The following is a 22802-nucleotide window of genomic DNA, read 5'->3' on the forward strand; positions in this document are numbered from 1 at the left end:
CGGTCCTTCGAGTCTCTGGGTTACACCGTACGACTCCACTGACCCGCTATCCTTGCCTACGGCCACCCGGAGGCATTGTTCCGGTAGTTGCCGTTGAGCGCACTGCAGAAGTCTGAGGCGGTGCCGGCGAGCAAGACGTAGTAGGTCTCAGCGCCGCGGTTACTTAGCGCCGGAGGGGGGTAGGCCCAGCCGCTGTTGCACATCGAATTGAGCCCGCCCGCCGTGGCTCGACGCCAACTGGACTTGGCGCAGGCGGTCAGGGCGTCGACGTTGGGGAACGAGCTCTTGGTGATGACCAGCATCGCGCCTCCCCACTGCCCGTCGGTCCGTCGGTAGGCACGTGCCCCGAACCCCGCGTTGTTCTGTTGGCATCCCAACGCTCGCTGCAATGACATGAAGGGGGAGGCGAGGTCACGGTTGGCGACAGCGGCTGCAGCCGTGATGAATTGAGCTGCGTCCGAGCCGTCAACCTCTTGGACATTGGCATCGCCGAGGCTTTTCAGTTGCTGTGACATCTGCTGCTCCGCTGCGGCGCCTCCGCCACCGATGATTGGTCCACTGCCGGTGGATGTCATCGGGGGCAGGGTGGCGGTGGGATCGGCAGCGGCCGTGGGCATCTCGACCGCAGCCACCAAAGACAGACCGCACGCGGCGATGAGGATAGCGATCCGATGTGTGATAACTCCCATGGCTATCTCCCTGGTGGCATCATCGGTGATGCATCGTTCGGTACCACCGGGCACCGATCTTGCAGAACAGTATGTCAGCTTCGTTGCTGTGGTTGCCCCGCTGGTCGAAGGCCTCGGGGGTGTAGGTGACCGCGACGGCGATCGCAACGGTCACCGCGCCCACCGGCAGCGTTAGCGGAAGGCGTCGCTACCCGTGAAAGCCTGCCCCAGCACCAGCTGATGCATCTCGGGTGTGCCCTCGTAGGTCAGCACCGATTCCAGATTGACCATGTGCCGGATGACCGGGTACTCGAGCGATATCCCGTTGCCGCCCAATATTGTTCGAGCTGTTCGGCAGATTTTGATGGCCTCACGCGTGTTGTTGAGTTTGCCGAAGCTGACCTGCTCGGGACGCAGCCCGACGCTGTCCTTGAGGCGGCCGAGGTGCAGCGACAACAGCTGACCCTTGTGCAGTTCAATCGCCATGTCAACGAGTTTTGCCTGGGTCAGCTGAAATCCGGCGATCGGACGACCGAACTGGGTGCGCTGCGTCGCATAGTCGAGCGCGGCTTGCCAGGCCGACCGCGCCGCGCCCATTGCCCCCCAGATAATCCCGTAGCGCGCCTCCGACAGGCAGGACAACGGCCCTCTGAGACCCCGTGCCTCGGGCAACATCGCATCGGCGGGCAGGCGAACGTCGTCGAGCACCAGCTCGCTGGTGATCGACGCCCGCAGCGAGAGCTTGTGGTGGATGGTGTTGGCGGTGAATCCTGGCGTGTCGGTGGGCACAATGAAGCCTCGAATCCCCTCGTCGGTGGCGGCCCACACGATCGCGACATCGGCGACCGAGCCGTTGGTGATCCACATCTTGCGACCGTTGATTACCCAATCCGAGCCGTCGCGCCGCGCCCGGGTTTTCATCGCGGCGGGATCGGATCCGACGTCGGGCTCGGTCAACCCGAAGCAGCCGAGCAGGGCACCGGCCGCCATCGCAGGCAGCCACCGCCGCTTTTGCTCCTCGGACCCGTTGTTCCAGATCGCGAACATCGCCAGCGAGCCCTGCACCGAGATCATCGACCTAATGCCGGAGTCGGCGGCCTCCAGTTCGACACAGGCCAGGCCATAGTGCACGGCCGAGGCACCGCCACATCCGTAGCCGTGCAAGTGCATGCCGAGCAGCCCGAGTTCGCCGAACTGCTTTGCGAGTTCGCGCGCGACCGGAAGCTCGCCGGCCTCGAACCAGTCGGCGACGTATGGGGTGACATGCTCTGCGCAAAACTTTCTGACCGTGTCGCGCACCGCGATCTCGTCGCTGGACAGAGATGCGTCGAGGCCCAGCGGGTCATATCGGTCGAAAGCGGGCGGTACTTGTGTGCTCATAGGGTCAGCCTGCCATTGTTAAGCCACCGCTGACGCTGATCACCTGGCCGGTAATAAACGATGCGGTGTCGGATGCGAATACAGCATCGGGGCGGTGACCTCCTCGGGCCGGGCCAGCCGGCGGAACGGGTTGATAGCCACCACCGTGGCTGCGAACTCGGGTGTGGCGTTGATGAATTGAATCGGTGCGGTCCCGACCGGCCGCCCTGTGCGGCGAACGCCAGCGCTATTGCCTTGCCGATACCCGATCCGGCGCCGGTCACCACCGCTAGCCGTGCGTGCGAATCGGTGCTCATTGCCGACGAATCTAGGTTCACCGCCGCGGCGGGGTCAAGGAGTCGCGTAGTCTCGCTGCATGCGACCGCGGCGCGTGCTGGCATGGCTAGCCACCGATATCGTCGCCGTGCTGGTGTTTTGCGCTGTCGGGCGCCGCAGTCACGCCGAAGGGCTTACTGTCACCGGCGTCGCGGCGACCTCGTGGCCGTTTCTCACCGGAACGGTTATCGGGTGGCTGGCGTCTCGCGGCTGGCGGCGGCCTACGGCTGTCGTCCCCACCGGCGTCGTTGTCTGGCTGTGCACCGTGGTGGTCGGCATGGCGTTGCGCAAAGCCAGTTCCGCGGGTGTGGCAGCGAGTTTCGTGGTGGTAGCCGCGTCGGTTACCGCGGCATTGTTGCTTGGTTGGCGGGCCGCCGTTGGGCTGGTTCTGAGGCGTCGCACTGACGCCTGATGCTGGGAATTGATATCGCATGCGATATCAATTCCCAGCATCACTCAGTGTGTCGGCACTCCGGCTCGTTTCAACGCCGCTTCGGTGGCCTCGCGGATAGGGCCGCGCCATAGCTCGCCGTGGCCAGGCGCCAGGATGTGGGTTTCCAGCAGGCCCAGCGCGTCCAGGCTGCGCAGACACTGCTGCTGGCTATGGCTGAACACCGCCGGCAGTAGCTGCGGTCCACGGTGACGCAGCAGCGGATGGCCGGTGATTAGTGCGTCACCGCTGATCAGCACGCCGTCGACGACATACGAACAATGCCCGCCGGTGTGTCCTGGAGTGAAAATAGCCATCGGGTGACCCGGCAGCCCGGCGGCCGTCTCCGCGGTCAGTGGCTGGGCGGTCGGGATACCGTCGCGGACCAGGCCGCCGTTGCGAAGCACGTGAACGGACCAGATCGCCCACCGCGGTCGCCACATGCGCATCGCGATATCGAGCAGCGAGATCTGTTCTAAGTACTCCCGTTTGGTGTGGCCCACCTCGTCGGCATGGCAGTACACCGGAGTGCGGTGTTCGCTGGCGAACCAGATCGCCGAACCCATATGGTCGATGTGCGCGTGGGTCAACAGAATAGCGCGCACATCGCCGGCCTCATAGCCAAGCTGGCGCAGTGAGGTCAGCACGTCTTCGCGGTCGCCGGGATAGCCGGCGTCGATCAACATGACGCCGGTGTCGTCGGTAACCAGCGCCCAATTCACCGCGTCGCCGCGCGCAAAATGCACCGAGTCGGTGACCTGGAAGAGTGTCGCCGCTGCCATGCCCGAGAGTCTAAATCCGATGCGTGGCGACCCGCTGCGCCCGGCCCGGCTCGGCCGCGCTTGCGATCGCCACGGGTCCGATGCGTGGCGACCCCCAGCGCCCGGCTCGGCCGCGCTTGCGATCGCCGCGAGGAGTAGAAAGAACGAGTGGCTGAACTGAGACTTGGATATAAGGCGTCAGCTGAACAATTCGCACCGCGTGAGCTGGTCGAACTCGCGGTTGCCGCCGAAGCTCACGGGATGGACAGCGCCACCGTCAGTGACCATTTCCAGCCGTGGCGCCACCAGGGCGGGCATGCGCCATTCTCGCTGTCGTGGATGACTGCAGTCGGTGAGCGCACCAACCGGATTCTGCTGGGCACCTCGGTGCTCACCCCGACGTTTCGCTACAACCCTGCCGTCATCGCGCAGGCCTTTGCCACCATGGGCTGCCTCTACCCGGACCGGGTCTTCCTCGGAGTTGGCACCGGTGAGGCGCTGAACGAGATCGCCACCGGGTATCAGGGTGTTTGGCCGGAGTTCAAGGAGCGGTTCGCTCGGCTGCGTGAGTCCGTGCGGCTGATGCGAGAGCTGTGGCGCGGTGACCGCGTCGACTTCGATGGCGACTACTACCAGCTCAAAGGCGCCTCGATTTACGACGTACCCGAAGGCGGCGTGCCGATCTACATTGCCGCGGGCGGCCCGGCGGTGGCCAAATATGCGGGCCGCGCCGGCGACGGCTTCATCTGCACCTCCGGCAAGGGTGAGGAGCTGTACACCGAAAAGCTGATGCCCGCCGTCCTACAAGGTGCAGCAGCGGCGGACCGAAACGCCGACGACATCGACAAGATGATCGAAATCAAGATGTCCTACGACCCCGACCCCGAGCTGGCGCTGTCGAACACCCGGTTCTGGGCGCCGCTGTCGCTGACCGCCGAGCAGAAGCACAGCATTGACGACCCGATCGAGATGGAGAAGGCCGCCGACGCACTGCCGATCGAACAGGTTGCCAAGCGCTGGATCGTGGCGTCGGACCCCGACGAAGCCGTAGAAAAGGTTGGTCAATACGTGACGTGGGGCCTCAACCATCTGGTGTTCCATGCGCCCGGTCATGACCAGCGCCGGTTCCTCGAGCTGTTTGAGACGGATCTGGCGCCCAGGCTGCGGCGGCTGGACTGAAGGCGGGCGGGTGGCCGCCGAATCTGCGATCTACATCGCCGCGCCCGAACCGGCGTCGGGCAAGGCGACGATCGCGCTGGGGATCCTGCACCGACTTTCCGCCACGGTCGCCAAAGTCGGTGTGTTCCGGCCGATCACCCGGGCCGATGATGCACGCGACTACATCCTGGAGCTGCTGCTGGCTCATACCACCGCGGGCTTGCCCTACCAACAATGCGTCGGCGTGACCTACCAACAGCTGCACGCCGACACCGACGCCGCGATCGTCGACATTGTTGACGCGTATCACGCCATGGCCGAGGCATGCGACGCCGTCGTGATCGTCGGCAGCGACTACACCGACCTGGGAGTGGGGGCCACTCCCACCGAGCTTTCGGTCAACGCCCGCATCGCGGTCAATCTCGGCGCACCGATGCTGCTTGCGGTGAGCGCCAAAGGCCGCAGCCCCGACGACGTCGTCGATGTTGTCGGTGTGTGCTTGGGAGAGCTGGCCGCCCAGCGCGCCCACGCCGCGGCGGTGGTGGCGAATCGGTGCAACCCGGCACAACTCGAGGACGTGCGCGAGGCACTGCGCACCTTCGTCCCGCGCAGCTATGTGCTGCCCGACGAGCCGCTGCTGTCGGCGCCGACGGTGACCGAACTGAAGACGGCCGTGACCGGGACGCCCATCAGCGGTGACGCGCCGCTGTGGGACCGTGAAGTCACCGACGTGCTGGTTGCCGGGATGACCGTCGACCATGTGCTGGAACGGCTGCATGACGGGATAGCGGTCATTACCCCCGGCGACCGCTCCGATGTGGTGCTCGCCGTCACCAGTGCCCATGCCGCCGAAGGGTTTCCGGCGCTTTCGTGCATCATTCTCAACGGTGGGTTCGAACTGCATCCGTCGATCGCGGCGCTGGTCTCGGGGCTGCGGTTGAGGTTGCCGATCATCGCCACCGCACTGGGTACCTACGAGACGGCTAGCGCGGCCGCTTCGGCTCGCGGCCGGCTCACGGCAACCGCGCAGCGCAAGATCGATACGGCACTGGCACTGATGGACCGCCACGTTGATGTCGCGGACCTGTTGGCCCAGCTTGCCATCCCGATCCCGACTGTTACCACACCACAGATGTTCACCTATCGCCTGCAGCAACAAGCACGTTCGGATCGCAAGCACATCGTTCTTCCCGAAGGCGACGACGACCGCATCCTCAAATCTGCCGGCCGCCTACTTCAGCGCCATGTCGCCGACCTGACCATCCTGGGTGATGAGGCCCAAATCCGCTTGCGCTCAGCAGAACTCGGAGTCGACCTGGACGGCGTGAAGGTGATCAACCCGCACGTTAGCGAATTGCGCCACCAGTTCGCCGACCAGTACGCTCAGTTGCGCAAGACATCGGGAATCACCGTCGAGCGGGCCCGCGAGATTATGCACGACTTCTCGTATTTCGGCACCATGCTGGTGTTCAACCGCATGGTCGACGGCATGGTATCCGGCGCCGCCCACACCACCGCGCACACTGTTCGCCCAGCGTTTGAGATCATCAGAACGGTTCCCGGCGTCTCCACGGTGTCCAGCATTTTCATGATGTGCCTGCCCGATCGGGTGCTGGCATACGGTGACTGTGCGATCGTCCCAAACCCGACACCCGAACAGCTCGCCGATATCGCGATCTGCTCAGCGCGCACCGCGGCACAGTTTGGCATTGAGCCGCGAGTAGCAATGCTGTCCTACTCGACCGGTGATTCAGGCAGCGGGGCTGACGTCGACAAGGTCAGGGCCGCAACGGAGTTGGTGCGCATTCGGGATCCGCAGTTGGCGGTCGAGGGGCCCATCCAGTACGACGCCGCCGTGGAGCCCTCGGTTGCGGCTACCAAGATGCGTGATTCGCCGGTGGCCGGTCACGCGACGGTACTGATCTTTCCCGATCTGAACACCGGCAACAACACGTACAAGGCGGTGCAGCGGACCGCCGGGGCGATCGCGATTGGTCCGGTGCTGCAAGGGTTGCGTAGGCCGGTCAATGACCTGTCCCGGGGTGCTTCGGTCGAGGACATCGTCAACACCGTGGCCATCACCGCTATCCAGGCGCAGGGTATCCATGACTACTGAAACCCGGGCCCGTCTTGTGCTGGTGATTAACTCCGGCTCGTCGTCGCTCAAATATCAACTGGTCGAACCCGATGCGGGTGTATCGCGGGCGTCCGGCCACATCGAGCGGATCGGCGAAGAATCCTCCCCGGTCGCCGACCACCAAGCCGCACTGCGGTTGGCTTTCAAGCAATTGACCGAGGCTGGCAGTAACTTACAGACTGCTGACCTGGCGGCGGTTGGGCATCGGGTGGTGCATGGTGGCAACGAGTTCCATCATCCGACACTGCTGGATGATGTGGTTGTCGCTGAGCTTAAGAAGCTGTCGACGCTGGCCCCGCTACATAATCCGCCCGCGGTGAAAGGAATCGAGGTGGCACGGAAGTTGCTGCCCGACATTCCGCACATCGCGGTGTTCGACACCGCTTTCTTTCATGACCTACCATCAGCGGCCGCGGCCTACGCCATCGATCGTCGGCTGGCCGAGCGATGGCAAATTCGCCGCTATGGATTCCATGGCACGTCTCATCGGTACGTAAGTGAGCAGGCCGCTGCCTTCCTGGAGCGGTCGTACCACAGTCTGAATCAGATTGTGCTGCACCTGGGTAACGGTGCCTCGGCCTCGGCGATCGCCGGCGGTCGGCCACTTGACACGTCCATGGGCCTGACGCCGCTGGAGGGTTTGGTGATGGGCACCCGCAGCGGTGATATAGACCCCAGCGTTGTCAGCTACCTGTGGCGCAGCGCCCAGATGGGTGTCGACGAGATCGACTCCATGCTCAATCACCGGTCGGGGCTGGTAGGTCTGGCAGGGGAGCGTGACTTTCGGCGACTACACGCGATGATCGAATCAGGTGATAACTCAGCACAATTGGCATACGACGTGTTTATTCACCGGTTACGTAAGTACATTGGAGCCTACCTGGCGGTGCTGGGGCACACCGACGTGGTGAGCTTCACCGCAGGGATCGGTGAAAATGACGCGACAGTGCGTCGCGATGCGTTGACCGGCATCGGGGAACTGGGCATCGTGCTTGACCAGCGCCGTAACCTCAGCGCCGGAACGGGGCAGATTGCTCGCATTTCCACGGACGCCTCACCGATTGCTGTGCTGGTGGTGCCAACCAATGAAGAACTGGCCATTGCGCGCGACTGCATGCATGTGCTGGCCGGGTCATAGGAATCCCAGGACGCAGCAGCGGCGGTGGGCTTTTGCTGAGTGTGCGTTCACGGCGTTCACTGTGCGCTAAGGGTGGAATTTCGGCGATTTTCCCGCCGTGGACGCACACTCGAAGCCCTGTGCATAGGCGAAGTCGTGGCATGCGGTTGTTGTGCGATTGTTCGGGCCATGCGGGATATGGGGCAACCGTTCATCGGCAGCGAGGCGCTGGCGTCGGGAACGCTGAGTCGGCATCAACTGCGGACCCGCTATCGCGCGGTGTTCGGCGAATGTCTACCTAGCGAACGACGTTGAGGCTTCACTTGAGCTGCGCATCTCTGCCGCCTGGCTGTGGTCTCGACGGACCGCGTTCGATATCGGCAGGCGCGGGGCAGTCCGCTCGGCGGTTGCTCGGTTGGACGCGCTCGCCCGGGCAACGGGTTTCAAGGTCGATGACGTGCTGCGCATCGCCAAGTGCCACCCCCGCTCGCCGGGACTGCGTCGGCTGGAGGCCGCGCTGGAGCTGGTCGACGCGGGCGCGCAATCGCCCCGAGAAAGCTACTTGCGGCTGCTTCTCATCGACGCTGGTCTGCCTAGACCGCAGACCCAGATCCCGGTGCTCGGGGTGGACGGAATGCCATTCGCCTACCTCGATTTAGGCTGGGCGGAGTGCATGGTCGCGGTGGAATATGACGGCGATCAACATCGGACCGACCGTCGGCAATACGTCAAAGACATTCGCCGGCTGGAAACGCTGGAGCGGATGGGGTGGATCATCGTCCGGGTCGTCGCGGAGGACCGCCCCGCCCACATCGTCGGTCGGGTCCGGGCTGCGCTGGCGGCATCGAGTGTGCGCTGACGGCTTTGACTGTGCGCCAAGGGTGGAGCTCATCGGCGTGTCGAATCCCTAGACGCACAGTCGATGAAACCTCGAGCACTAGAACGTACTGGTGGGCCGCACCTTGTTGGCCATGTCCACCAGGGTGTAGCGGTGCCGTTGGGTGGGCGCGATCCGGGCCAGGCTGCGCAGCGACGCCTCGACACCTAGTCGCAATCCGTGTTTCGTGAACGGAAAACCGAGGATGTGATTGGTGCTGGCCTCGTTATTGGCTAGCCAGTCCATCGCGCCTCCCAATACCAGAGCGCGGATCTGCAGCACACGTGGTTCGGTGGGCGGCAGCGCCTCCACTCGCCGGGCGGCGTCGCGGATCTGCTGCTCGGTGATTTCGCTGGTGGACCGGCCGGACAGCAGGGTCACCGCACTGGTCAGGCGGGCGGTGGTGAAATGGCGCGAGGTAGGCGGCACTTCATCAAGAGTGCGCACGGCGCCGGTTCGATCGCCTTCGGCCGACTGGAATCTGGCCAGTCCGAAAGCCGCTGAGATCACGCCGTCGTTGGTGTGCCACACCGTCCGGTAGAACTTGTGCTCGTCGGACTCGCCGGCCAGCTCGGCGGTGGCGGCCAGCGCGAGCTTGGGTGCCAGCTCACCGGGAAAGGTGTCCAGCACCTCGGTGAAATGTTTGGTGGCCGAGTCGTAGTCGCCGGTGAGGAGCTCGGCGACGGCGCGATACCAGACCAACCGCCACTGCCAGCCGACCCGATCGGCCAGGTCGTCGAGTTTCCGGGTGGCCTTGGCCACATCGCCCAGGTCCAGCAGCGCACGGACTTCCATCAGTGGCAGCTCAACCGACTCGGTCAAGTCGATACCCTGCGCGTCCAGAGCACCGTGCCGGGCTGCACGCAGCGAGTCCAGTGTCTGCACCGGCTGGGAGAGCACCGTCGCCTGCAGCACCGGGGCGGCCACGTCGGTCGGATCAACCAGCGGAACCTGCAGCGCCGTCACGATCTCCTTGGCGGTGAGCTTCTCCGAATGCACCCGGCCGTCCAAATACACGTCGGTGTGGGCGACCAGCAGGTCCACGCCGAATGTCGAGCGGCTCGGGCTGAAGATGGTCGACAGGCCGGCCCGCGGCACCCCAGTGTCTTGGGCAACCACCTCCCGCAACACACCCATCAGCTGCGCGGACATCTCCTCCGCGGAGCTGAAGCGGCGCCGTGGATCGGGGTCGATGGCGCGGCACAGCAACCGGGCAAAAGAGTCGTAGGTGGTCAACACCGGATCGTCTTCGGGCAGCCCGTCCACGTAGCGGCCGTTGCGGGTGCGCAGGTTCAACGTGAGCGCCGCGAGCGTGCGGCCCACGGTGTAGATGTCGGTGGCCACCGTCGGACCGGTCCGCACGATCTCGGGCGCCTGATAGCCGGGTGTGCCGTAGAGGTAGCCGAACGAGTTGATCCGCGACACCGCGCCTAGGTCAATCAGTTTGAGTTGCTCTTCGGTGAGCATGATGTTCTCCGGCTTCAGGTCGTTGTAGACCAAGCCGATGGAATGCAGATAGCTCAGCGCGGGCAGGATTTCCAGCAGGTAGGCGATCGCCTCGGCGACCGGCAGTTTCTCGCCCTTGCCCTTCTTTGAGCCCCGTTTCAGCGATTGCCCGCCGATGTATTCCATGACGATGTAGCCGACCGGATCCCCGTGTGTGTCTTTGTGCTGGACAAAGTTGAAGATCTGAACGATCTGCGGGTGCACCACCTCGGCGAGGAATTGCCGTTCGGCCATCGCGATCGCCTGCGCCTCGGCGTCACCGGAGTGCACCAGGCCCTTGAGCACCACCGGCCGGTCGTTGACGTTGTGGTCGAGCGCTAGGTAGACCCAGCCCAACCCGCCGTGCGCGATGCAGCCCTTGACCTCGTACTGACCGGCGACGATGTCTCCGGGCCCCAGCTGGGGTAGGAACGAATACGGACTGCCGCAGTAGGGGCACCAGCCCTCCTTAGCCCCTTGAGTCCCCTCAGCCGCCTGGCCCTCCGAGTCGGACCGGCCGACCGGCCGTCCGCAGTTCCAGCAGAACCGCTTGGATTCCGGCACCACCGGATTGGTCATCAAGGCCTCAAGCGGATCGATATCGCGCACCCGGCGGATCTCCACGAGTCCGCCGCCGAGCTGTCTGATCGGCGGTAGCGTCCTGGTCGCCGGCGTTATCCGGTCTTGCGGCTCGGTGTCCACGCTGGGGACAGAGATATGCGGAAGGTCATCGTCGTCGTCGAAATCGGGCCGGAATACCGCCTGGGTGGCCTGTGGGCGCCCTTCCGTTGCGCCGGACGGCAGGTCTGCCCGCTGGGTGGCCGGGCCCACGTCTTCGGTGTCGGGGTCGATGTGTTCTTTCTTCATGGACTCGGCCATCAATCCACATACCTCGGTATGGGCGGGGCCGGCGCCGGCCCGAGGACCGTTAACCACTTGCGGTACAACGTGTTCCAGGTGCCGTCCCTGCGGATGCGCTCTAGTGTGCCGTTGACGAACCGGACCAGCGTGGTGTTGTCCAAGTTGATCCCTATGCCATAGGGCTGGGTGGCCATATTGGGCCCGACGATGTGCAAGTAGGGGTCTTCCTCGACCAGCCCGGCCAGGATCGAGTCGTCGGTGCTGATGGCGTCGATCTCCCGCTGCTGCATTGCCACCAGGCAGTCAGCCCAGTTTTCCGCCGACACGATGATCGGCGGTGGTGTGATCTCGCGGACCTGGTGCAGCGAGGTAGTGCCCCGTGTCACGCAGACTCGTTTGTTGGACAGGTCGGACGGCTTGGTGATTGGTGAGTCACGCGGGGCGAGGATGCGCTGGTTGGCGTCGAGGTAGACGGTGGAGAAGTTCACTAGCTTGCGTCGCTCGCAGGTGATCGTCATCGTCTTGACGACGATGTCGACCTCCGATTTCTGCAGCGCGGTGATGCGCTCTGTGGTCGACAGGATGCGGTACTCGATATGTGATGGGGTGCCGAAGATGTCGCGCGCTACCTCGCCGGCGATGTCGACGTCGAATCCGGTGATTTCGCCGGTGATCGGGTCGCGGAAGCTGAACAGGTTGCTACCGATGTCGAGCCCGACGATCAGTCGGCCGCGGGCGCGGATCTCGGCTACCGCAGCGTCAGCTTCGGCCTTGGTGGGGAAGGGGCGCAGGCTGGCGGTGGGGTTGCAGTCTTCCTCGGTGTTGTCGCGCGGCGGCGGGGGTTCCGGCGGCACTTGCTCCATGCCGACCGGTGTGGGTGGCGGCAGGGTCGGCACGGTGGCCACTATCAGGGGCTCCGCATGGCTGCAAGCGGCCAGCACCATCGCCGTGCCGAGCACACTGCAGGCTCGCTGGATCCTGGGCTGGCGCGGCATCACCGATACTCCTTCAGCCGCGGCCACAGGCCGAGGGCGACCGCGATGGCGGCGCCCAGGCTGAGCACCATGCCACCGATCTGGGCGCCGGATAACCCACTGCGCGCACTCAGGACGTCCTGGCGCAAGCGGGTGCGGCTTTGGTCCATCGTCTTGACCAACTCGTCGTCGAGTTTGTCGAACGCGGGGGTGGAGTCGTCCTCACCGCTACCCAGCGCGACCTTGGTGGCGGCCCGATAGTTACCTACCGAGATGTAGGAGTTCATCCGATCATTCGCCTGCCGCCAGCGGACCAGCAGCTGGTCGACGCCTTGCAGGTCTTCCTTGTCGACGGCGTCGCTGCGGGACAAGTATTGGCTGATCTCTTGGTGCATGGTGTCGATGCGGGTGTAGAACGCCTTCCTCCGGCTCTCGTCATCGCCGTGCCGGATCAGCGACAGCGTCTCGTCAGCTCGCGCTTGCTGAGCGGTGATCTCGACGTTGGTAACGGTTCTCAGTGACTCGGCCGCGGTGTCTTTGGCGCTACGGCTGGCGGTCGTGGAAATCGTCAACGCGGTTCCGACCCACATCACCATGACGAGGATGCAGAGCGCACCCACCACGAGACCGGGGTTGATCCGGCGTCTCGTGCGCCGGGCCAACCAGCGGTGGGATAACGCACCGAAGACCACGGTGGTGGCGACGATGAGAATCACCGGGAGCGGAATTTGAGTCGATGCGGTGGTTTCGCTATCTACCCGGTTCGACGTCTCCCGGTAGAGCTCTTGTGCTGCGGGCAGGATTGTCGATTGCATCAGCCCCGATGCCTCCGACAGGTACGACGACCCGACCGGGTTGCCTTCCCGGTTATTGGTGCGGGCGATCTCGATCAACCCGGTGTAGACGGCCAGTTCGGCGTTGATCCGGCCCAGCAATTCCACCAGCCGGGCGTCGGTCAGTCCGGCCGACGCCCGGGTCACCGCCACCGCGGCGTCGGTGATGGCCTCTTCGTAACGCAGCCGGACGGTGCGCGGTTCAGCTTGGGCGATGAACGCGGTAGCCGCCGCGGCGTCGGCAACTGACAACGTGGTGTAAAGCCGTCCAGCGGCGAACGACAGCGGCTCGGTGTGGCTCAGCACGGTAGTCAGCACTTGCTGCCGGTGGTTGATGGTCGTCGAGGTGGCGAACGCGCTGAGGCCGCCCAGAGCTGCCAAAACGATGCCGATAGTCAAGATGCGGCCCGGTGTGGTCGAGACGAACCACCAGCGGGGATGGGCCGGTTCGGCCGGCGACCGAGACCCTAGCGGCTCGGTCGACGGGTGCGCCAGCTCAACCGTCACGTCTGCTCCGACCCCATTCTTTCGGCATCTTGTGTTGGCCGTCTCGAACCTCTATAAGCGAATTCTAAGAGAATGTTGCCGCGGATGGGGGAGGCGGACCCAATTGATCTGCATATCCTGAAACGCGTGCAGGGCGACGGTGACGGATGGGTGGTATCCGACAGCGGCGTCCACTACTGGGGTCGGTATGGCGCGGCCGGTCTGCTGCTTCGGGCACCGCAGCGCGACGGCACCCCCGCGGTGCTACTGCAGCATCGGGCGTCGTGGAGTCATCAAGGCGGCACCTGGGGTTTGCCTGGTGGCGCTCGGGATAGCCACGAGACCCCCGAGGAGACCGCGGTCCGCGAAGCTCGCGAAGAGGCCGGTCTCACCGCAGAGCGACTCGCGGTACGGGCGACGGTGGTGACGGCCGAGGTCTCCGCGCTCAGGGGTACTACCTGGACCTACACCACGGTTGTCGCCGATGCCCGCGAGTTGCTGCACACCGTGCCCAACCGGGAAAGCGCCGAATTGCGTTGGGTTGCTGAGTTCGAGGTGGCCGACCTGCCGCTGCATCCCGGGTTGGCCGCCAGCTGGCAACGGCTGCGCACCGCCCCGGCCACCGTGCCGCTAGATCGCGGCGACCAACGCCGGCAGGGCCTGCCTCGCACCGTCGAGATTGAGACGGGAGTCTTCGTCTGGTGTATGCCGGGTGACGCGGATCAGGCACCGTCGCAGTTGAGTCGCCGGATCAGCTCGTTGCTCTCAGCGCCGAAATAAGCTGTTCGGCCGCGGCCCGTGGGTCGTCGGCCGCGGTGATGGCCCGCACCACCACGATCCGGCGGGCACCGGCATGGAGCACGTCGGGCAGCCGCTGCGCGTCGATACCGCCGATAGCGAACCACGGTTTGTCGCCGGCGAGTTCAGAGCTGATTTGAGAGGCGGCCCGCACCAGTTCAAGACCCGGAGCCGGCCGGCCCGGTTTGGTCGGGGTGGGCCAGCAAGGCCCGACGCAGAAATAGTCGAGCATGCCGGCGTTCAAGGCGGCCGCGGCGGCGGCAACCTGGTTTCGGTTATGGGTGGACAGGCCGAGCAGCGTGTGCCGACCCACGATCTGTCGCGCCAGGTCAGGCGGCAGATCACCCTGCCCCAGGTGCAGCACGTCGGCGCCCACCGCACGGGCAATATCGGCGCGGTCGTTGACCGCGAACAGGGCGCCGTGCCGTCGCGTCGCGTCGGCGAGGATCTCGCACGCGGCTAGCTCGTCGCGTGCTTCCAGCGGCCCAAACTGTTGCTCACCGACGGAACCCTTGTCGCGCAGCTGGACGATGTCCACCCCGCCGGCCAAGGCGGCGTCGACAAATTGGGCTAAGTCGCCGCGCTCACGCCGCGCGTCGGTGCAAAGATACAGCTTCGCCTTGGCGAGACGGGTGGCCAGACGGATCGCGGACTGCCCATGAGGTTCGTGCACACCGCGACGCTAGCGCGCTAGCGTGGGACCCGAAGAACTAGAGACACGGGAGTCCCGGGAGCGGGGCTGAGAGTGGGCTACCCCTTTGTGCAAGTTTGTGCAAGCCAGCTTGCACTTCGGACCTGCCCTTACCGTCACACCTGATCCGGATCATGCCGGCGAAGGGAGGCCAAAGATGCCGTCAGGCCCACCCACGGGGTCGCTGGGCGTTATCGGCGGCGGCGTCATCGGGTTGTCGGTGGCACGCCGCGCAGCGCAGGCTGGATGGTCCGTGCGGGTACACCGAACCCGCGAGCACGGCGCGTCCTGGGTTGCCGGGGGCATGCTGGCCCCGCACAGCGAAGGCTGGCCCGGCGAGGAACGGCTGTTGCAGCTGGGCCTCGAGTCGCTGCGGTTGTGGCACCAAGGCGGATTTACCGACGGGCTGGCGCCGGAGGTGATTACCGCACGCGAGTCGCTGGTGGTGGCCGTCGACCAAGCCGATGTCGCTGACCTGCGCACGGTTGCGGACTGGTTGTCCACGCAAGGCCACCCGGTGATCTGGGAGTCAGCTGCCCGCGACGTCGAACCCCTGCTGGCACAAGGCGTCCGACATGGTTTTCGGGCGCCGACCGAACTGGCAGTGGACAACCGGGCCTTGCTCGACGCGCTGTGCTTAGACTGCGAGCGTCTAGGGGTGCGGTGGGCCGCGCCGGTGAACGACCTATCCGATGTTGACGCAGACGCGGTAGTGATTGCCAACGGCATTGACGCGCCCGCGTTGTGGCCCGGCCTACCGGTCCGTCCGGTGAAGGGAGAGGTGCTGCGTTTGCGTTGGCGATATGGTTGTATGCCGTTGCTGCAAAGGGTAATTCGAGCACGGGTGCATGGTCGGCAGGTGTACCTGGTTCCGCGTGCGGACGGCGTGGTCGTCGGTGCCACCCAGTACGAACACGGCCGGGACAACGCTCCGGTCGTGTCCGGAGTGCGTGACCTGCTTGACGATGCGTGTGCCGTGCTGCCGGCGTTGGGCGAGTACGAATTGGCTGAGTGCGCCGCTGGGCTACGCCCAATGACGCCGGATAATCTGCCACTCGTGCACCGTCTGGATAACCGGACGCTGGTCGCCGCCGGCCACGGCCGATCGGGATTTCTGCTGGCACCGTGGACAGCTGAACAGATCATGTCCGAACTTGCCGCGGTCGGAGCGCAAGCGTGATCGTCCGATGATTGTCGTCGTCAACGAACAGCAGGTCGAGGTCGACGAGCAGATCACCGTCGCCGCGCTGCTAGCGTCGCTGGGCTTCCCGGCTGGTGGTATCGCAGTGGCTGTAGACTTCTCAGTGCTGCCTCGATCTGACTGGGCGACAAAAGTTTCTGAGCTTCCCGCTCTTTCTGGGCGGTCTGAGCCGGTCCGACTCGAAGTGGTTACGGCGGTGCAAGGTGGTTGAATCAAAACTCACGATCGGGGACCGCAGCTTCGCTTCGCGGCTCATCATGGGTACCGGGGGAGCCGCAAACTTGGCGGTATTGGAAGAGGCGCTGATCGCCTCAGGTACCGAGCTGACGACCGTCGCGATCCGCCGGGTCGACGCCGAGGGTGGAACCGGACTGCTCGACCTGCTCAACCGGCTTGGCATCATGCCGCTGCCCAATACCGCCGGGTGTCGCAGCGCTGCAGAGGCGGTGCTGACCGCACAGCTGGCCCGCGAGGCGTTGAACACCAACTGGATCAAGCTCGAGGTGATCGCCGACGAACGCACCTTGCTGCCGGATGGCGTTGAATTAGTAAGGGCGGCAGAGCAATTAGTCGACGATGGGTTTGTGGTTCTGCCGTATACCAACGACGACCCGGCGCTGGCTCAGCGGCTGGAGGGCACCGGTTGCGCGGCGGTGATGCCGCTAGGATCACCGATTGGCACTGGCCTTGGCATCAACAATCCACACAATATCGAGATGATCGTCGCTCAGGCCGGCGTCCCGGTGGTGCTCGACGCCGGCATCGGTACCGCGAGCGACGCCGCCTTAGCGATGGAATTGGGCTGCGATGCTGTGCTGTTGGCTTCTGCGGTGACTCGGGCCGTCGACCCGCCGGCAATGGCCGCTGCGATGGCTGCCGCCGTTACCGCCGGCTATCTGGCACGCCGGGCCGGGCGGATCCCAAAACGCTTCTGGGCGCAGGCTTCCAGTCCGGCCCGACGATGAACAGGTATGTCGCACTGGGTAGTTCGATGGCGGCCGGTCCCGGTATCCGGCCCCGCGTTGCTGGCGCGCCATGGGGGTCAGGTCGATCGGCGCGCAATTACCCGCATTTGGTCGCCGAGCGACTCAACCTGCAGCTTGTCGACGTCTCCTTTTCTGGCGCCACCACTGCCCACATATTGGCCGATCACCAGGGCAGCGCTCCACCCCAAATCACTGCGTTGGACGGTTCGGAGACCTTGGTCACGATCACGATCGGAGGCAACGACGTTGGATACGTCCCGTTGCTGATGGCTGCCTCGCTGCCGCGGATAGCGCGCCATCTCCCGGTGATAGGTGGACGTATCCGTGAACTGCTGGACCGCGATGCACGCGATCGAGCGCTGAAGGAGGTGTTCGACTCGTTGTGCAGGGTCGGTCGGGCGGTACGCCAACACGCCCCACGCGCTCGGGTCTTCTTCGTCGACTACTTGACACTGCTGCCGCCTGCGGGCGCGCCGGCTCGGCCGCTTTCGGAAGCGGAGGTGGATCTGGGTCGCCATGTGGCGAGCACCCTGGAACGACTCACAGCCGACGCCGCCGCCGCAACCGGCTGCGAGGCTGTCCGCGCGGCCGCGGCCAGCCGGCACCACCACGCATGGTCGGGCGAACCCTGGACGACCAAGCCGACCAAATCCAGTGTGGCGCCGCCGGGTCGGCCGGCTCCGTTGCACCCTAACGCTGCCGGGATGCGCGCGGTGGCGGAATTGGTGGTGGCCCAGTTATAGGCCAGTTGCAGCCCAATCGCGAAGGTCAACCGTTTTTCTGCCACCAGGCATAGATCTTCGGAACGTTGCCGTCGGCCGCGTCGATAACACCCAACACGTTTTTGGCGTCAGCGGTCCAGATGACTTCGGCGCTGCCGTGGTAGGTCCCGCACGCCACTTGGCCGGCCGAGTCGGTGGAGCTGCCCTGGTGCCATACGGTGGGCGACTTGACGTCGCCGCAGTCGGCCAGGGTGTCCGAGCCGATACTGGTGGTGAACGAGCTGGCCATATCGCTGCCGTTGCTGAAGAGCAGGTACCTGGCCTTGACCGGCCCGTCGGGGTCGGCGTTTTGTCCGCACTCGAGTACGGCCAGCACGCCACTCGGTGGGGTCTGGGAACTGCAGTTGTTGGAGTTGTAGCCCTTGGACAGAGAGCCGGCAAGCGTGTTCACGTCTGATGAGGTGGGGTCTGCGGTCGCCGTGCCAGTGCCCGGGCAAGCAAAACTGCTCATCAGGGCTGCAGCCGTCGCGGCTCGCAGCGTAGTGGTGAGATGAGACATCCTGGTGGCTCCTAACGGTTGTCGGACCAGCGGTGCGGCTGCGCTGACACCGGGGAGTGTATGTGCGGTGCTCACCAAAAACCGGGCTTTTGCTAAACAGGGATGGCAGGGATATCTCGCGGCCATGCAACACATTCCGCTAGAAATTATCTGTCTCGGCATCAATCGCGGCTTGGCTCGTGCAGTGTCGCTGTGTTGCTGTCAACGAAACCAAAAAACGGCTGAATTGCGCTGTTCGAAACCCGAAAGCAGCAAAGGTATTTCGGCTGCGATGAGGCTGCAACCTAGCGATGTGGCCGTCGCGTAGCCGATGATGCGGTAACAATGCCCGCAGCGAGTTTTTCCGTTGGTACCGCCGTTGCGACGCCGCTCGGGTAGGGTAAGCAACGCTTGAAGCCAGCTAACTTCTCTTGAGTGGAGAATCGGATGACTGCACAGCCACCACCGCCTGGTTACCCGCCGCAACCGCCTGCCGGGCAAGCGCCGAACAACTACCTGGTGTGGTCCATTCTGGTGACGTTGTTCTGCTGCCTTCCCTTGGGGATCGTTGCGATCGTCAAATCCAGCCAGGTCAACGGTTTATGGGCATCTGGCCGTTACGCTGAGGCGCAGGCCGCCGCCGACAGCGCTAAGAAACTCTCGATCTGGTCAGCCGTTATAGGCGTGGTCGTGTTCGTCATCTATGGGATCTTGATGGCGGTGGGCGCCCTGAATACGAGTACGAACGCGGCAATGCTTGCAGCGATGTTCTAAGCCAGGGGCGCGGTCGTGGTGACCCGGCAAGGGTCGGTGAGGCTGAGGTGGGGTGCGCCGCTGATGGTGGCCGCCGCTACGACGTTGGTGTGCGCCACGATCTGGGTGAGTGATCCGACCACGCCGAACGGCCCGCTGCCGGTGTGTCCCGCAAAGGCACTGTTGGGTATCGACTGCCCCGGGTGCGGTAGTTTGCGAATGTTGTATTCGCTCATGCACGGCAATCTGTTGGCGGCCGCCAGGTTTAATGCACTGGGCCTGACGGCGGTGCTGCTGTTGGTGTGGACATACCTGGCTTGGACGTACGGCCGCTTGGTCGGTCGACGGATCGGGAGCTGGCAGCACCATCGCTGGTCGGCGGTGGTGACATTGTCGTTGGTGGCGGCTTGGTTTGTGGTGCGCAACATCCCTTTTGCGCCCTTCACTGGGCTGTATGTCTAGCCTCGCTGTGACCCGAACGTCGCATCGGCGCAATAGGACTCAGACGCTACTTGGATGCCGGTTTGCGTGGCCTGATTTGTGGTGAGAGGCGTCATCGCGGGTGCACCCGGGGCGCTGGGTGCGGTCATTGCAGTGGCCCATCGGCGCGGCGAATGCGCGGCCGTCTAACCTGGTCGCGATGGCGAACAAATCAAAGACGATCTCGGTGGTGTTGGCGGTGGCCGCGCTCACCGCATGTTTGGCTGGCTGCTGGTCGGCCAAGTCGCAGCAAGCGACCAGCGCCACTGCGGCGACCGAGTTTGCTGCCACGTTGCGTAACCGGGTCAGCGCCGATGCGATGATGGCGCACCTGTCAAAATTTCAAGACATTGCCAACGCCAACAACGGCACCCGGGCGGTGGCCACCCCTGGCTATGAAGCCAGCGTCGACTACGTGGTAAACGCTTTGCGCCACAGCGGTTTTAATGTGGAGACGCCGGAGTTTTCGGCTCGGGTGTTTCACGCTGACACGGGGTCTGTCACGGTGGCCGGTAAGAGTACGCCGGCCCATGCGCTGGAGTACAGTCTCGGCACTCCGCCGGACGGGGTGACGGGGCCGCTGGTGGCCGCGCCGGCCGGCGACAGCCCTGGCTGCACGGCGTCCGACTACGACAGGGTGCCGGCGCAGGGGGCTGTCGTGCTGGTGGACCGGGGCAACTGCCCGTTCGCCCAGAAGGAAGATGTCGCGGCGCAGCGCGGCGCGGTGGCCATGATCGTCGTTGACAACGTCGACGAGGAGCGGATGGGCGGGACCCTGGGGGCAACCACCGATGTCAAGATCCCGTCGGTGAGCGTCACCAAGTCCGTGGGTGTGCAGCTGCGCGCTCAGCTCGGACCGACCCTCGAACCAGTCACCGTCAAACTCAATGCCAGCACCCAGAATTTCAAGGCCCGCAACATCATCGCCCAGACCAAGACGGGGTCTACTACCGATGTGGTAATGGTCGGCGCGCACTTGGACAGCGTGCCCGAGGGACCGGGCATCAACGACAACGGTTCCGGGGTGGCCGCGGTTCTGGAAACCGCGGTGCAGCTGGGTAGCTCGCCGCAGGTGCACAATGCGGTGCGGTTCGGCTTCTGGGGTGCGGAGGAGCTCGGCCTGATCGGGTCACGGAATTACGTTTCGTCACTGGATGTCAACGCGCTGAAAAACATTGCGTTGTACCTGAATTTCGACATGCTCGCGTCGCCCAACCCAGGTTACTTCGTCTATGACGGAGACCAGTCGCTGCCGCTGGACGTTCGCGGCCGGCCGGTGGTGCCTGAAGGTTCGGCCGGTATCGAGCGTGCGTTGGTCGCCTACCTAAAGTCGGCCGGCAAGACCGCGCAGGACACGTCGTTCGACGGCCGCTCTGACTACGACGGATTCACCTTGGCGGGCATCCCGGCGGGCGGGCTGTTCTCCGGCGCGGAGGTCAAGAAGTCCGACGAGCAGGCCAAGCTGTGGGGCGGGACCGCTAACGAGCCGTTCGACCCGAACTACCACCAGAAAACAGACACCCTCGATCACATCGACCGCACCGCATTGGGTATCAATGGCGCCGGCGTGGCCTACGCGGTGGGGCTGTACGCGCAGGATCTCAGCGGCCGCAACGGGGTTCCGATCATGGCGGACCGCACGCGAAACGTGCTCAGCAAGCCATGATCGCTCGGCTGTGCGCAACGGTGCTGCTGCTGACCGGGCTGCTGGTGGGATGTTCGTGGATGCGACCGGGGCCGCCGGCTGCGGCGCCGGACCTGGGTCATAGATTGGCGGGGAACGTCACCGCGGACCAGATGTTCGTGCACCTACACGCACTGCAGGATATCGCCAACGCCAACAAGGGAAATCGAGCAGAGGGGACACCCGGCTACGAAGCCAGCGTGGACTATGTCGCGACGGCTCTCCGTAGCAAGGGCTTCGAGGTGTCTACGCCACAGTTCGACCGGTTGTACACCCCGTCGCGTGGCAGGCAGGAGGTGGTGGTCAGCGGCCGTACCTATTCGGTCGACCAGGCCTCGTTGCTGGTGCGTACACCGCCTGCAGGCTTGACCGGTCGGCTGGTTTGGCCCGCCAAACCGACCGGGTGTGCCGCCACCGATTATCCGGCTGTCGCACCGCAGGGCGCGATCGCCGTCGTCGATGACAGCGGCTGCACGGCTATCGATAAGCAAAACGCTGCGATGGCTAAGGGCGCTGCCGCGCTGATCATCGTCAGCGAGCCCGGGGACGGCGCAGCGGCCGCATTGTTCCCGCCCCGCTACTACGATCAGCTGACCGCGCCGGTCGCGGTTGTCGGGGCCGCTGTCGGCGCCGAGTTGCGGCGCACCACCGCGACAGTACAGCTCACTTTAGACACTGCGACCGTGAAGATTACATCACGAAATGTATTGGCGCAGACTAAGACCGGCTCGACCCACGACGTGGTGATGGTGGGTGCGCACCTTGACAGCGCGCCGGCGGGTCCTGGCATCAACGACAACGGGTCCGGGGTGGCTGCGGTGCTGGAAACGGCGTTGCAGCTGGGTCCGTTGGCGCCGGTGACCAATGCGGTGCGGTTTGCGTTCTGGGGGGCCGAGGTGAAGGGGCTCAATGCTTCTAGCGATTACGTCGTTGAGTTGAGCCACGATCAACTCAACGACATCGCGCTATACCTGGACTTCAACATGCTGGGGTCACCCAATGCCGGCTTTTTCACCATCGACGGTGACCAGTCGGGTCCGCCGGGGCCCGGTGTGGCGTCCGGAGATGTACCCGCAGGTTCTGGCGGTATTGAGCGCACACTGGCCGGCTATTTGAACTTGGCCGGGAAGCGGCCCGCCGACATGCCGTTGACCTCCGGGACTGACTACTACCCGTTCATGGTCGCGGGTGTTCCGATCGGGGGTGTGACCGCCGGTGCTTCGCAGATGAAAACCAATGCGCAAGCCCGGCTTTGGGGTGGCCAGCCCGGAGTTTGGTTCGACCCCAACTATCAGGGCGCTCACGACACCATCGATAACATCAACCGGGAAGCATTGGCGATCATGGGTTCTGGAGTGGCGTTTGCGGTGGGCCACTACGCCGAATCGATCGAGGGAGTCAACGGCGTCCCGCCCCATGGCAAGCGGCATCGCACGCAGGGCCCGTAGCGACTGTTGGCACGTCGCC

At 64.7% G+C, this 22802-nt stretch carries 22 protein-coding genes and 3 pseudogenes; 14 read left to right on the forward strand and 11 right to left on the reverse strand.

Annotated features, from left to right (window positions below):
• Positions 1–56 precede the first annotated feature (56 nt).
• The 4 genes and pseudogenes from B586_RS02190 to B586_RS21760 form a co-directional block, all read right to left on the reverse strand.
• Entirely contained in the window at positions 57–689 is a 633-nt protein-coding gene (locus tag B586_RS02190) for a hypothetical protein (protein WP_047313734.1), read from the reverse strand.
• Between the two features lie 2 nt (positions 690–691).
• Positions 692–837: pseudogene (locus tag B586_RS20665) on the reverse strand (D-alanyl-D-alanine carboxypeptidase); the annotation flags it as partial.
• A gap of 23 nt (positions 838–860) precedes the next feature.
• Positions 861–2048: an acyl-CoA dehydrogenase gene (locus tag B586_RS02195; protein ID WP_054878833.1), complete on the reverse strand. Its 1188-nt coding sequence runs from the start codon at positions 2046–2048 to the stop codon at positions 861–863.
• Positions 2049–2052: 4 nt separating this feature from the next.
• Positions 2053–2183 (reverse strand): annotated as a pseudogene (locus tag B586_RS21760) (SDR family oxidoreductase); the annotation flags it as partial.
• A 220-nt stretch (positions 2184–2403) separates the two neighbouring features.
• On the opposite strand from B586_RS21760, the gene B586_RS02200 reads away from it, so the two are divergent.
• On the forward strand, positions 2404–2775 hold the full coding sequence (locus tag B586_RS02200; protein WP_047313733.1) for a DUF3054 domain-containing protein: 372 nt from the start codon (positions 2404–2406) through the stop codon (positions 2773–2775).
• A gap of 44 nt (positions 2776–2819) precedes the next feature.
• Here the strand turns inward: B586_RS02200 and B586_RS02205 are convergent, their stop codons facing one another.
• Positions 2820–3575, reverse strand: coding sequence for an MBL fold metallo-hydrolase (locus B586_RS02205; protein WP_047313732.1), 756 nt, complete (start codon positions 3573–3575; stop codon positions 2820–2822).
• 147 nt (positions 3576–3722) lie between these two features.
• Between B586_RS02205 and fgd the strand changes: the two genes are divergently transcribed.
• From fgd to B586_RS02225, 4 genes and pseudogenes are all read left to right on the forward strand, one after another.
• Positions 3723–4733: a glucose-6-phosphate dehydrogenase (coenzyme-F420) gene (gene fgd, locus B586_RS02210; RefSeq protein WP_054878832.1), complete on the forward strand. Its 1011-nt coding sequence runs from the start codon at positions 3723–3725 to the stop codon at positions 4731–4733.
• A gap of 10 nt (positions 4734–4743) precedes the next feature.
• A complete protein-coding gene (gene pta, locus B586_RS02215; RefSeq protein WP_054878831.1) occupies positions 4744–6828 on the forward strand; it encodes a phosphate acetyltransferase in 2085 nt (694 codons plus the stop codon).
• A complete protein-coding gene (locus B586_RS02220; protein ID WP_054878830.1) occupies positions 6818–7987 on the forward strand; it encodes an acetate kinase in 1170 nt (389 codons plus the stop codon). Before pta ends, B586_RS02220 begins: the two co-directional genes overlap by 11 nt.
• A gap of 177 nt (positions 7988–8164) precedes the next feature.
• A pseudogene (locus B586_RS02225) lies at positions 8165–8825 on the forward strand (hypothetical protein).
• A gap of 78 nt (positions 8826–8903) precedes the next feature.
• Here B586_RS02225 and B586_RS02230 read toward each other — a convergent pair.
• From B586_RS02230 to glnX, 3 genes are read right to left on the reverse strand one after another with little or no spacing between them, the layout of a single operon-like run.
• Complete coding sequence (locus B586_RS02230; protein WP_054878829.1) at positions 8904–11207, reverse strand: serine/threonine-protein kinase PknG; 2304 nt, start codon at positions 11205–11207, stop codon at positions 8904–8906.
• Positions 11207–12184, reverse strand: coding sequence for a glutamate ABC transporter substrate-binding protein (locus B586_RS02235; protein ID WP_047313727.1), 978 nt, complete (start codon positions 12182–12184; stop codon positions 11207–11209). The genes B586_RS02230 and B586_RS02235 overlap by 1 nt, the downstream gene beginning before the upstream one ends.
• Positions 12184–13503: a protein kinase G-activating protein GlnX gene (gene glnX / locus B586_RS02240; RefSeq protein WP_047313726.1), complete on the reverse strand. Its 1320-nt coding sequence runs from the start codon at positions 13501–13503 to the stop codon at positions 12184–12186. Before glnX ends, B586_RS02235 begins: the two co-directional genes overlap by 1 nt.
• Positions 13504–13629: 126 nt before the next feature.
• On the opposite strand from glnX, the gene B586_RS02245 reads away from it, so the two are divergent.
• Entirely contained in the window at positions 13630–14262 is a 633-nt protein-coding gene (locus B586_RS02245; protein WP_047313817.1) for an NUDIX hydrolase, read from the forward strand.
• On the opposite strand, the gene thiE is transcribed toward B586_RS02245, so the two are convergent.
• Positions 14234–14953 (reverse strand): thiamine phosphate synthase, encoded by a 720-nt coding sequence (thiE, locus tag B586_RS02250; RefSeq protein ID WP_054878828.1) that lies wholly within the window; start codon positions 14951–14953, stop codon positions 14234–14236. The two genes, B586_RS02245 and thiE, sit on opposite strands and share 29 nt — an antisense overlap.
• A 175-nt stretch (positions 14954–15128) precedes the next feature.
• On the opposite strand from thiE, the gene thiO reads away from it, so the two are divergent.
• From thiO to B586_RS02270, 4 genes are read left to right on the forward strand one after another with little or no spacing between them, the layout of a single operon-like run.
• Entirely contained in the window at positions 15129–16151 is a 1023-nt protein-coding gene (thiO, locus tag B586_RS02255) for a glycine oxidase ThiO (protein ID WP_047313724.1), read from the forward strand.
• Between the two features lie 7 nt (positions 16152–16158).
• A complete protein-coding gene (gene thiS, locus B586_RS02260; RefSeq protein ID WP_047313723.1) occupies positions 16159–16383 on the forward strand; it encodes a sulfur carrier protein ThiS in 225 nt (74 codons plus the stop codon).
• Positions 16376–17137: a thiazole synthase gene (gene thiG, locus B586_RS02265; RefSeq protein ID WP_054878827.1), complete on the forward strand. Its 762-nt coding sequence runs from the start codon at positions 16376–16378 to the stop codon at positions 17135–17137. The genes thiS and thiG overlap by 8 nt, the downstream gene beginning before the upstream one ends.
• On the forward strand, positions 17134–17901 hold the full coding sequence (locus tag B586_RS02270) for an SGNH/GDSL hydrolase family protein (protein ID WP_047313721.1): 768 nt from the start codon (positions 17134–17136) through the stop codon (positions 17899–17901). Before thiG ends, B586_RS02270 begins: the two co-directional genes overlap by 4 nt.
• Positions 17902–17926: 25 nt before the next feature.
• Here B586_RS02270 and B586_RS02275 read toward each other — a convergent pair whose 3' ends face one another.
• Positions 17927–18439, reverse strand: coding sequence for a hypothetical protein (locus tag B586_RS02275; protein WP_047313720.1), 513 nt, complete (start codon positions 18437–18439; stop codon positions 17927–17929).
• A gap of 426 nt (positions 18440–18865) precedes the next feature.
• Here B586_RS02275 and B586_RS02280 point away from each other — a divergent pair, with 426 nt between their 5' ends.
• Positions 18866–19192 carry a CD225/dispanin family protein gene (locus B586_RS02280; protein ID WP_047313816.1) on the forward strand — a complete coding sequence of 109 codons (327 nt, stop codon included), beginning with the start codon at positions 18866–18868 and terminating at the stop codon, positions 19190–19192.
• Here the strand turns inward: B586_RS02280 and B586_RS21765 are convergent.
• Positions 19189–19407, reverse strand: a complete 219-nt coding sequence (locus B586_RS21765) for a hypothetical protein (protein ID WP_236971342.1) — start codon at positions 19405–19407, stop codon at positions 19189–19191. The two genes, B586_RS02280 and B586_RS21765, sit on opposite strands and share 4 nt — an antisense overlap.
• Between B586_RS21765 and B586_RS02285 the strand changes: the two genes are divergently transcribed.
• From B586_RS02285 to B586_RS02295, 3 genes are all read left to right on the forward strand, one after another.
• Positions 19334–19633 carry a DUF2752 domain-containing protein gene (locus B586_RS02285; RefSeq protein WP_236971343.1) on the forward strand — a complete coding sequence of 100 codons (300 nt, stop codon included), beginning with the start codon at positions 19334–19336 and terminating at the stop codon, positions 19631–19633. The genes B586_RS21765 and B586_RS02285 overlap by 74 nt on opposite strands.
• 178 nt (positions 19634–19811) lie before the next feature.
• Complete coding sequence (locus B586_RS02290; RefSeq protein ID WP_047313815.1) at positions 19812–21317, forward strand: M28 family metallopeptidase; 1506 nt, start codon at positions 19812–19814, stop codon at positions 21315–21317.
• Positions 21314–22783: a M28 family peptidase gene (locus B586_RS02295; RefSeq protein ID WP_047313718.1), complete on the forward strand. Its 1470-nt coding sequence runs from the start codon at positions 21314–21316 to the stop codon at positions 22781–22783. Before B586_RS02290 ends, B586_RS02295 begins: the two co-directional genes overlap by 4 nt.
• Positions 22784–22802 lie beyond the last annotated feature (19 nt).

Origin of the sequence: Mycobacterium haemophilum DSM 44634 (genome assembly GCF_000340435.2) — a bacterium.
Classification (GTDB): domain Bacteria; phylum Actinomycetota; class Actinomycetes; order Mycobacteriales; family Mycobacteriaceae; genus Mycobacterium; species Mycobacterium haemophilum.